The sequence below is a fragment of the Frankia sp. CoBUL1 genome (assembly GCF_978021245.1).
Genome location: NZ_CDXDOS010000149.1, coordinates 1 through 8279 on the forward strand (window position 1 = coordinate 1; position 8279 = coordinate 8279).

Genomic DNA, 8279 nt, shown 5'->3' on the forward strand with positions numbered 1-8279 from the left:
GAGTTCGGAACTGGGACCCCAGGCGGGTCTACTTTCGAGGCGGAAGCTCGGGACTTCCTCGCGGTGCTCCATGCAGTGCTCCATGCGGTGCTCCATGCCCGGACGTGTGGTCGCTGGCGGCCACCGTCCGGCCGTTACGAGATCCATCGGCACGGGAGATCCTCGAAGGAGCGTCATGCCGTCGTTCGCTGATCCGGCGCAGCAGCGCGAATCCCGACCCGATCGGGTGACGTATGCCGCGTTGTCGCACGGACGGGACGAGGGGCCGCACGGACGGGACGAGGGCTGGGCCGACCGCGGCCCCGCGTCGGCGGGCTCCACCGGCGCACCACCCCGTTCGCTGTTCACGATGGTGGCTGACGCGGCCGTCGTGTACCGGGGAAGGCTACTCGCCGCCGCCTGCCTGCTGGTGGTTGTGCTGCTGCCGTGGAATGCCGGAATCTACGACCAGCTCGCCACCGGTGGTTTCTACGCACCGGGCGATCCGTCGACGCGGGCTGAGCGGCTGCTCGACGAGGAGTTCCCGGACGCGCCCCCCGACGTCGCCATCATGCTGACGTCGGCCCCGGGTATCGACGGGCCGATCGCCGCCCGCCTGGGCCGGGAGCTCACCGGGCGGATCGCCGCGGAGCCGGGGGTGACCTCGGTGCTGTCGTACTGGCCGGGCGGGCCCAACGAGGCGAGCCCGCTGCTGCGTGCGAAGGACGGCCGGTCGGCCCTGATCGTGTTTCGGCTCACCGGTTCCGAGGACCACATCCAGCACCGCCTGAACGCCCTGCACGACCGGTACGCCCACGATGGTCCGGGGGTCCAGGTCCGGTTCGGCGGGGCGCCCGCGGTCATGCGTGACGTGACCGAGCGCAGCCGTGTCGACCTGGCGCACGGTGAGCAGATCTCCGCTCCGCTGGTGTTCCTCGTGCTGCTCTACGCCTTCGGCACGGTCCTGGCCGCCCTGCTTCCGGTCCTGGTCGGCGTGGTGTCGGTGGTGTCGAGTCTCGCGCTGCTGCGGCTGGCGGCCACGCTCACCGACGTGTCGGTCTTCTCGGTGAACCTGACGACCGCCCTCGGATTCGGTCTCGCGGTCGATTACAGCCTGTTCATCTTGCGACGTTTTCGGGACGAACGGGACCGCGGGCTGCTCCCGGCGGCGGCGCTGCGCCGGACGCTGGAGACCGCCGGGCGCACGGTGTTCTTCTCCGGGGTGACGGTGGCGCTGTCCCTGACGGCCGCGCTGGTCTTCCCGATCTATTACCTGCGTTCGTTCGCCTTCGCCGGCATCATCGTCGTCGTCGCATCGGAGGTGGCCGCACTGCTCGTGCTGCCCGCGGCGCTGATGGTGCTCGGTGACCGCATCGAGCGCGGCAACGTCCGGCTGGCGTTGTCGCGCCTGAGAGGCTCCCTGAGACGCTCGGGGTCGCGCCCCTCGGGTCACCGGCGGTCCGGTGGCCACCGCGTGGGGGCCTCGGCGGCTGGCCGCGGCTGGTCGGCGCTGGCGCGGCGGGTCATGCGCCACCCGGTGTTCTTCGGTGGGGTCGCGATCTTCGTGTTGGTGCTGTGTGCCGCCCCGCTGCGCCACCTCGACCTCGCGCTGGCCGACGACACGGTCCTGCCGGCGACCGCGGAGGCTCACGTCGTCAACGACGCGATGCGGGAGGACTTCGTCGTCTGCCTGTCCTGCCAGATTCCGATCGTGGTGCCCGGCGTGGACGCGCGGGACCCGGGGAACGCCGAGAAGCTGACCGACTACGCGACCCGCTTGTCCGCGCTGCCGGGCGTTGCCCGCATCGACACCGTCACCGGCAGCTTCCTGCGGGGCGAGCGGATCGGTGCGGTGCCGAAGACTGCGATGAGGTACGTCGGAACGCACCGCGGCGCCTGGCTGTCGGTGTGGCAGACCGACAGGTCTCCGCTGTCCGAGTCGGCGAAGGACCTGGTCCGGAGGCCGCGGGCGGTACCGGCGCCGTTCGGCGTCCTCATCGGCGGACTTGCGCCGCACTTCCTCGACACCTCGCATTCCATCAAGCGGAGTCTGCTGCCGGCCTTCGCCGTCGTGATGACGGCGACCTTCATCCTGCTGTTCCTGTTCACCGGCAGCGTGCTCCTTCCGCTGAAGGCGATGTTCCTCAACACGCTGAACCTCGCTGCCACCGTCGGGCTGCTGGCGTTCGTCTTTCAGGACGGACACCTGACCGGTCTGGTCGGCGACTTCCAGGTGTCGGGCATGCTGGAGATGACCAGCCCGGTCCTGATGTTCTTCATCGCGTTCGGGTTCAGCATGGATTACGAGATCTTCCTGCTCGCCCGCATCCGCGAGGAGTACCTGCGGACGGGAGACAACCGCGATTCCGTCGCCCGTGGGCTGGGGACGACCGGTCCACTGATCACGAGTGTGGCGCTCGCTCTCATCGTGGTCATGGTCGCGCTGTCCGCATCGGACATCAGTATGATCAAATTGGTGGGTGTCGGGCTGACCGTGTCGATCGTGCTCGACGTGACCCTCGTGCGAGCGATCCTCGTCCCGGCGTTCATGGCCCTGGCGGGCGACTACAACTGGTGGGCTCCCGAGCCGCTGCGCCGTCTGCACGCGCGGTTCAGCCTGCGGGAGGACGGCGACGAAGCGGCCTCGCATGCGGGACCCCCCGACCCCGGGGGACACTCCGACCCCGGCAACCGCATGACGACGAAGATCACTTATCGGCGGGGGCGGGGAGAACCTACCCGAGGGGCCCGGCCGCCGGTCGGGCCGGCCCCGACCTGGCACTACTACCTGCGCCCGCGGCGGCGCGCGGACGGTGGGCCCTTACCGGCCATGATGGGTATCCGGGGTTTCGCACTCGACGACATCCGCGTCGAAAGCGCATAGGTAGTACGCATAGGTAGTAAACGCCAATCTCGGCCTTGGCCGGTAGCCTCGGGAGCTGACGACTCCTACCCGCCGCCGCGGGCCTGCGCGGTCCGCCTGCGGTTGGCCTTCTTGATCGCATCGACGAGATCGTCCCTCGACATCGTCGAGCGGCCGGGGATGTCGAGCTCACGGGCGAGCGCGCGCAGGTGTGTCAGCGAGGCGTCCGCGTCCACGCCCTCGGCGGTCGGCCCGCTGTGCCGGGAGGCGGGCGTCGGCTTGGCGGCCTGCTCGTCGGAGGGACCGGGCCGACTCTTCGGCCGCCAACGGTCCCCCACCTTCTCGTGGGTGTGCTTGAGCGCGGCAAAGGCCGCACGGTGGGCACGCGCACCCTCACCGTAGGTTTTCACCGCCGAGTCGTGGGTCTTCTTCCAGGTGCGGATGGCCTGATCGTCGGAGCGGGTGATGGTGGACGGAACGTCGTCCCGCATCTCGTCGGCCTGCGCCTTCTTGTCGGTCTTGTCGGTCCGCGGATTCTTCCCGACCATGGCACCCCTCCTCCCGAGCGGATGCTCAGGTCCTTCCGAGCGGATGCTTATGGACCTTCCCTCGATGCCGGGACGTATTCCCGTCCCCGTTGCCGCCGGGCAGCTCGTGGCCCGTGGTGGATCTCTTGGCGCCTTGATGCGAAGAGTGAGGCATTGGATACCGTAGCGTGCCAATGTCTCGACCATGACGACCCGAAGGACGCCTCATGTCCCATGCCGCTGACCCGTTTCGTCGGCGTCGCCGTGAGCCCGGTCTGTCCCGGCGCGGAATTCTCGGTCTCGCCGGTGCCGGTCTGGGCGGAGGGGCGGAGACGCTGCTCGCCGCCGCGCCGAGCAGCGCGTCCGCTGGCCCGGCCGGGCCAGCGGACGCAGGGGCCCGACCCGGTGCGGAAGCGCGGGCCCTCTCGGCGCCGGGGACGCGTGTCGTGCTCGTGCCCCGGACCCTGGCTGCCGTGACGAGGGGAGTGGGGCCCGCGACGTCGGATTTCGACATCGGTTACGTGGCGGTCCGATGGACCCGTGACGGGAACGATCGCGCGGCGGATGGCCGGGCCGGTTCCGGTGGTGCCGGCACGGGGACCGCCGGGACCGCCGATGCCGGCGGTGCCGTTTCTCGGGGCGCCGAGATCCGGCTGCGCCAGCCGGGGGGTGGGTTCGACGCATGGCGGCCGCTGGCGGTCGGCTGTCCGGCGGAGCGGGACGATTCGCCGGCCGGGGGGAGGAGCGCCGCCGTGCTGGTCGCCGCGCACCGCGCGACCGGCTACGAACTGTGGTTGCCACCCGGCGCGACGTCCGTGACGTCCACCGCCCTGAACACGACGTCGGGGCCGTTGCAGCGGTTGACGGCCCCCATTGTGTCCGCCTATGCCGCCCTTTCCGCGATCTCGGCTTCCTGCGCCGCCTGGTCGCCGGGGCTCTTCGCCGCGCCCAGGTCGTCGCCGCAGCCCCGGGTCGCGACCGCGTCCGGGGTGTCGGCGGTCCCCGCCGCGCCGGTCGCCCCCGTCCGGCTGCCGGCGACGCTAGACCTGCGCTACCTGCCCCGGGCCGCGTGGGGCGCGGACGAGTCGCTACGGCTGTCCCCCTCGTCCGGCAGCGGTTGGAAACCGACGTACCACCCGGGCCAGGTTGTCACGGTTCATCACACGGTGACGCCCAACGACGATCCGAACCCCGCCGCCACCGTGCGGGCGATCTACCACTTCCACACGGTCGAGCGGGGATGGTCGGACATCGGGTACCACCTCCTCATCGACGAGGCGGGCACGCTCTACGAGGGCCGGTGGTCGGGAACGGACAGCGTTCCCGGCCACCGGGAGGACGGCTACGTGGTGACGGGTGCGCATGTGGCGGACTTCAACGCCGGCAACGTCGGCGTCGCGCTGCTCGGTGACCTGCGGACGCGCACCCCCACCGCCGCCGCCCGTCGCACGCTCGTCCTGGTGCTGCTCGCGTTGACCGGAGCGCATCATCTCGACCCGCTCGGCACCGTCCACTACGTCAATCCGGTGAGTGGCAGGCGTCGTACCGTCCCGGCCGTCAGCGGGCACCGCGACTGGATGGCCACCGAATGTCCGGGCGGCACGGCCTACACCGCCCTGGCAGGTGTGCGGACGGACGTCGCCCGGCAGCTGATGTGAGGCTCACCGGCTGGTGCCCCGCCGGGCAACGGGGTGGGCCGTGGACGGATTCAGGGGCGCCAGCCGGCATAGACCGCGAACCTGCCGTGCTTGACGACGCAGTCGACCAGCGCGAATCCGGCGTCGGCCAGCCAGTCGAGCTGGTCGGCGAGCGGCGCGCACCGATCGAAGGACATCCGCCGCAACGCGGCCTCCCACTCGGCGTCGTCCGAACCCGCCGCCCGGGCCTGCCGTTCGTGCATGTCCTCGTACTGCCGGGTCAGGGCGGCGGTTGGGCCGTTGACCTGCTCGAGGTTGACGAACAGCCCACCCGGCCGCAGGACGTCGCGCACCCGGCGGAACAGGTCGCGCTTGCCGGGGTCGTCGAGGTGGTGGATGGCCAGCGCCGAGACGACCGCGTCGAACGGGCCGGTAGGCAGGGCGGAGGCGAGGTCCGCGACGGTGACGGCCTCGACTGGGCCGCCGGACAGCCGCGCCTGGGCCTTGGCCAGCATCGGCGCGGCGCGGTCGAACAGGTGCAACCGGACGTCGGGGACGGCCGCGACGACCGCGGCGGCCAGCAGACCGGTGCCCGCGCCGAGGTCGAGCACCGCCGGTCGGGCGCCACCCTGGCGTGCCACCAGGTCGCCGACCGATCCGTACAGCAGGTCGAAGGAGGGGACGAGCCGGCGGCGCTCCCCGTCGTAGGTCCCGGGATCCCAGCTGGGCGTTTCATAATATGAGATAGGCATCTCATTCATTGAACAATCATACGATCGGGCCCGGCCGCGCAGCACCGCTTCCGGCGGGTCCGCGCATCGTGCGTCACCCCGCAGGTCCGCCCCGTGCTCCGCCCCTTGGGCCTCGTGGCGCCCTGTACGCCGGCGTTCGCTCCGGCTCGTCCCGCTGTCGGCGCCGATCTCGCCGACGGTGTTGCCTTCGGTACCTGAAACTCACAGGTACCTGAAAGTATGATGTTGTTCGCGTCATGTCTCGGGAGGCGTCACGTTCGGGAGGAGGGACGCTCGGGAGGAGGGACGCATGAAACGGGTGGCCGCGGTGAGCACAGCGACGGCGGTCGCCCATGTCCTGCGGGAGGAGATTCTCAGCCGGCAGGACGGCGACCTGTACCTTGGCCAGGAGAACGAGCTGCTGGCCCGGCTCGGCGTCAGCCGACCGTCGCTGCGTCAGGCGGTGCGGCTGTTGCAGGCCGAGGGGATCCTCACCGTCCGCCGGGGTCATCACGGCGGTCTGTACGGACAGCGGCCGGACGCGGCCGGGGTCGCCCATATGGCGTCGGTCTTCCTGCGCACCCGTCGGGCCTCGTTCGCCGACCTCAGCGCGACCCACGCCCTCATCACCACCGAGTGTGCCCGGCTCGCCGCGCTCAATCCGGATCCGGCTGAGCGGGGTCGGCTGCTGACCTTCGTCGACGCCGCCGGTGGGGACGCCCTTGACGCCGCCGTTGACGGCGCCGCCGGTGGGGACGCCCACGCCCGGGCCCGGGCACAGTGGGGCGTGCTGCTCGCCGAGATCGCCCGCAGCCCCACCCTTCAGCTCTTCGAGGACGTGCTCGGTTCGCTGTCGCGGTATCCGACCTCGCGGCCGTTCCTGCTCGACCCCGACAGCGTCGCCCTGGCCTGGGAGCAGTGTCGGTGGATCGCGGAGGCGGTGCGGGACGGCGATGCCGACACCGCCGCCATGCTGTGCCGCGAGCACGAGGACGCGATGGCCCGCTACCTCCGCGACCAGCCGGAGGATCTCCTCGGCTGGTGAGCCGTCCGGCCGGGTCCATGCCGCCACCCTCGCGCATCGTCTGCCCGGCGATAGTGCCCGGCCGGACGGCTGGGCGCGCGGGGTGGGGCCCCGTCTCTCAGACCGTGAACGTCCTGGTGACGGCCTGCTCGGTCTGCTGGAACGAGCCGTTCGAGTCGTGCACCGCCGTCTTGAGCGCCAGGATGTCCTCGGTCAACTCGCCGGTCGCCGTCGACCACGTGGTCTGCAGCGGGACGTACGCCTGCTGCGCCGCGCCGCCCCAGGTCCGCAGCAGCGGCTTCATCTTCGTCGCCAGGTCCTGGATCTGCTGGATCAGCAACCCCCTTGACGGTTTCCAGGGTCGTCACGGCTCCGTGCTGCGCCAGCGCAACGCCGCCGACCTGACAGCGGCCATGGGGCGTCCGTAGGCGGATGAGCCACGGGCCCCGGCGCCGGGTACCCGTGACGCCGAGGGGACCGGCCGGCCCGCGGGGCGTGTGCCAGCTCGCGGCCTGGTCATGGTCAGTCCTCGCGCGTCGTCTCGCCGGGGTCCACGGGCCGCCTCGGTCCACGGGCCGCGTTCAGTCCAGCAGGCCGCTCTGCCGGGCGGCGTGCACGGCTGCCGTACGGTTACGGACCCCCATCTTGCGCATGATGCTGCGCATGTAGGTCTTCACGGTCTCGGCGCGGATCGTGAGGTGCTCCGCCGCCTCGACGTTGGAGCAGCCGGTGGCCACGAGGGTCAGTACCTCCATCTCCCGCAGGGTGAGGCGGAAGGGCGGCGGCTTCGGCGGGCCGGGCGTGACGACCGGTTCGTTGCGCAGCAGGGAGTAGATGTGCAGGATCTGCCGCCGGAGATGGGGGGCCGTCATCTGGGCGCTCAGCTCCAGTAGCTCGATCTGGGCCAGACGGACCCGCTCCCGCTGCGTGCGAGAGTCGGGCGGCTGTCCATCGGCGACGAATGGTCCCGGTGCGTGGTCAAAGCCGGCGGGGGTCATCGTCCGGTGCAGGCGCACCTGCATCGGGATCGAATCCGATGCCACTGGGCCCATTATGCTCCTCTCCCTATCCACGTCGATAACCCGGCTACCTCCGGCTGGGCGCCCCCGGTCAATCAGGCGCGTACCGGTGTATTCATGAAGGGGTGGTCGGTCCCGGGATCGGCCGTACACCACCTTTGTGCGATGCCTTCCATGATCCGATCGCGGGTGAAGTGGACACACCGCCACGTCGGCTCCGCTCCAGGCTGGCCGTCCGTCTTCGTCGGATGGCCGCTGCCGGCTACATCGAAAAGGTTATCTCCTTGCCCCGGCCGGTCGTCAATGGTGTCGCTCCCATGGGTGAGAACATACTGCTCCCCCCAGTCGGAAGGTTCGAGGGTAGTCTTGAATGCTACCCCGAAAGGGGCTCCTTCGGGTACGTCATGTCACGTCGCCGCACCAAGGTCCCCCCAGGGCCGCGCAGAGATCACGCTACGTTGTGATTGGTGACGTTTTGTAGACGTGCTGTGGGGTGACT

Annotated in this window: 7 protein-coding genes; 3 read left to right on the top strand and 4 right to left on the bottom strand. The window is 70.6% G+C overall.

All coding sequences use genetic code 11. The annotated features are described in order from the left end of the window. Positions 1–175: 175 nt before the first annotated feature. A complete protein-coding gene (locus tag AC08OX_RS11805; RefSeq protein ID WP_476607862.1) occupies positions 176–2863 on the top strand; it encodes an MMPL family transporter in 2688 nt (895 codons plus the stop codon). A gap of 65 nt (positions 2864–2928) precedes the next feature. Here the strand turns inward: AC08OX_RS11805 and AC08OX_RS11810 are convergent, their stop codons facing one another. After that, positions 2929–3390, bottom strand: a complete 462-nt coding sequence (locus tag AC08OX_RS11810) for a ChaB family protein (protein ID WP_476607863.1) — start codon at positions 3388–3390, stop codon at positions 2929–2931. Positions 3391–3596: 206 nt separating this feature from the next. On the opposite strand from AC08OX_RS11810, the gene AC08OX_RS11815 reads away from it, so the two are divergent. Next, positions 3597–5027, top strand: coding sequence for an N-acetylmuramoyl-L-alanine amidase (locus tag AC08OX_RS11815; protein WP_476607864.1), 1431 nt, complete (start codon positions 3597–3599; stop codon positions 5025–5027). 50 nt (positions 5028–5077) lie between these two features. Here the strand turns inward: AC08OX_RS11815 and AC08OX_RS11820 are convergent, their stop codons facing one another. Beyond that, positions 5078–5767: a class I SAM-dependent methyltransferase gene (locus AC08OX_RS11820; protein ID WP_476607865.1), complete on the bottom strand. Its 690-nt coding sequence runs from the start codon at positions 5765–5767 to the stop codon at positions 5078–5080. Between the two features lie 280 nt (positions 5768–6047). On the opposite strand from AC08OX_RS11820, the gene AC08OX_RS11825 reads away from it, so the two are divergent. Beyond that, positions 6048–6782 (top strand): FadR/GntR family transcriptional regulator, encoded by a 735-nt coding sequence (locus AC08OX_RS11825; RefSeq protein ID WP_476607866.1) that lies wholly within the window; start codon positions 6048–6050, stop codon positions 6780–6782. 97 nt (positions 6783–6879) lie between these two features. Here AC08OX_RS11825 and AC08OX_RS11830 read toward each other — a convergent pair whose 3' ends face one another. After that, positions 6880–7101 (bottom strand): WXG100 family type VII secretion target, encoded by a 222-nt coding sequence (locus AC08OX_RS11830; RefSeq protein WP_476607867.1) that lies wholly within the window; start codon positions 7099–7101, stop codon positions 6880–6882. Positions 7102–7342: 241 nt separating this feature from the next. Further along, entirely contained in the window at positions 7343–7813 is a 471-nt protein-coding gene (locus AC08OX_RS11835) for a response regulator transcription factor (RefSeq protein WP_011435982.1), read from the bottom strand. Between the last annotated feature and the right edge of the window lie 466 nt (positions 7814–8279).

Bases quoted from the DNA above. Each gene is read 5' to 3' on its own strand.
- AC08OX_RS11810 (WP_476607863.1), bottom strand. From the start codon at position 3,390: ATGGTCGGGAAGAATCCGCGGACCGACAAGACCGACAAGAAGGCGCAG.
- AC08OX_RS11825 (WP_476607866.1), top strand. From the start codon at position 6,048: ATGAAACGGGTGGCCGCGGTGAGCACAGCGACGGCGGTCGCCCATGTC.
- AC08OX_RS11820 (WP_476607865.1), bottom strand. From the start codon at position 5,767: ATGAATGAGATGCCTATCTCATATTATGAAACGCCCAGCTGGGATCCC.
- AC08OX_RS11815 (WP_476607864.1), top strand. From the start codon at position 3,597: ATGTCCCATGCCGCTGACCCGTTTCGTCGGCGTCGCCGTGAGCCCGGT.
- AC08OX_RS11835 (WP_011435982.1), bottom strand. From the start codon at position 7,813: ATGGGCCCAGTGGCATCGGATTCGATCCCGATGCAGGTGCGCCTGCAC.
- AC08OX_RS11805 (WP_476607862.1), top strand. From the start codon at position 176: ATGCCGTCGTTCGCTGATCCGGCGCAGCAGCGCGAATCCCGACCCGAT.